Annotated in this window: 2 protein-coding genes; both read left to right on the forward strand. The window is 73.4% G+C overall.

Features of this window, described 5'->3' with window-relative positions:
* The first annotated feature begins 89 nt into the window (after positions 1-89).
* Complete coding sequence (locus FNQ90_RS23570) at positions 90-263, forward strand: hypothetical protein (protein WP_182608196.1); 174 nt, start codon at positions 90-92, stop codon at positions 261-263.
* Between the two features lie 94 nt (positions 264-357).
* Positions 358-1272 (forward strand): bifunctional DNA primase/polymerase, encoded by a 915-nt coding sequence (locus FNQ90_RS23575; RefSeq protein WP_182608197.1) that lies wholly within the window; start codon positions 358-360, stop codon positions 1270-1272.
* Positions 1273-1298 lie beyond the last annotated feature (26 nt).

Here is a 1298-nt window from a genome sequence, read left to right on the forward strand (position 1 = left end):
ACCCCCACCCGAGCACGGGAACCGAGATCCACCTCCACCGAGGCGCCCGGGTCCGCGCCCGCAACCTCACCATCCTCTGAAAGGCACCCATGAACGACAACGAGATCTGCGCCCCCGAACTCATCGACGGCATCCCCTACGGCTGCGGCACCTGCGAGGAATGCCACCAGGACGAATACGACGCCATCGAGGCCGACGTCGAGACGGGCGTCATCACCGACGCCGAAGCCCTCGACCTCCACCACCGCAACGGCGCGCTCTGACCCCCACCACACACGAGGGCGGCCCGCCTCTCGCCAAAGACCCGGGCCGCCCTCACTCCCCAGTCACCAACAGACCCAAGGAGGTCTCCCCAGCATGACCCATGACCCCCGTTCCGCGCTGCTGCGCGCCGCTGTGGAGGCGGCCGAACGCGGCTGGCCGGTCTTCCCCCTGCGGCCGGGCACCAAGCGCCCGGCCCTGCACCGAGAGGACCGCTGCCCCGGCACCGGCCCCTGCGCGGCCGGGCACCTGAAGTGGGAGCAGCGCGCCACCACCGACCCTGCCCGTATCCGTGCCGCGTGGTCGATCCGCCCGTTCAACGTCGGTATCGCCACCGGCCCGGCCGCCCTGGTCGTCATCGACCTGGATCGGCCGAAGAACGGATCGGACACGCCTTGCGGCGTGACGACCTTTCGGGCGCTCTGCGAGCGCGCCGAGCAGCCCGTCCCGGCCACCCGCCGAGTGCGGACCGCGAATGGTGGGGAGCACCTGTACTTCACCGCCCCCGCAGGGGCCCGGTTGGGCAACACCGCGCGGCGTCTGGGGGCCGGGATCGACACCCGCGCCCACGGGGGTTACGTCGTGGCGCCCGGCAGCATCCTGCCCACCGGCGCCTACGAGGTCATCGACCCCGCCCCGGTCGCTCCGCTGCCCCGGTGGCTGCACCAGGCCCTGAGTGCTCCCCGCACGTCCTCCCGGGCCCCGGCCGCACCGGTGGCCCTCCCCGCACCGGGGAGCGGTCGGCGGGCGGCGTATGTGGCCGCCGCGCTGCGCAACGAGACCACCGGCGTGGCCGCCGCCCCGGAAGGCACCCGCAACCGGACGTTGCTGCGGGCCGCCCGGGCGTTGGGTCGGCTGGTCGCCACCGGCGAGCTGACCCGACCACAGGTCGAGGAGGCTCTTAAGGCGGCGGGGATGGCAGCGGGACTGCGCGAGAGCGAGTGCACCCCCGTCATCACCAGCGCGCTGAACTGGTCGATCACCCACAACACACCCGGGCGGGCCGCATGACCGCCCCCGCCCCCCGCTCCCTTAAC

Origin of the sequence: Streptomyces alkaliphilus (assembly GCF_014141535.1) — a bacterium.
GTDB lineage: Bacteria > Actinomycetota > Actinomycetes > Streptomycetales > Streptomycetaceae > Streptomyces > Streptomyces alkaliphilus.